The organism is Salinimicrobium oceani, assembly GCF_012037645.1.
In genome coordinates this window covers 1-337 of record NZ_JAAVJR010001258.1, presented here as the reverse complement: position 1 = coordinate 337, position 337 = coordinate 1, and the positions used below count along the sequence as shown (strand labels likewise).

The following is a 337-nucleotide window of genomic DNA, read 5'->3' as shown; positions in this document are numbered from 1 at the left end:
AAACTTCTCAAAGCTCGATGTGAGCCCTATGGATGTGGTGCTCTTTAGAGGAGAGAACAATGAACCTCTCGCAAGGGTTTTATATAGCCGTCCCCAAACCAGGGATCGCGAAATCTTTGGAAAACTTGTTCCTTACGGAGAAGTTTGGAGAACAGGTGCCAATGAAGCTACAGAGATCACTCTTTACAACGACCTCATGGTGGGGGACAAAACCATCAAAAAAGGAACCTATACCTTATTCACTATTCCAAAAGAAAAGGAGTGGACAATCGTCCTCAACAACAGTACTAACATTTGGGGTGCCTATGATTATCATGTAGAAAAGGACGTTGCAAGG

At 43.6% G+C, this 337-nt stretch carries 1 protein-coding gene; it reads left to right on the top strand.

The window, feature by feature from the left end; translation table 11 throughout:
- Positions 1-337, top strand: a 337-nt coding sequence (locus tag HC175_RS21730; RefSeq protein WP_168139974.1) for a DUF2911 domain-containing protein, incomplete at both ends; no start/stop codon positions are given.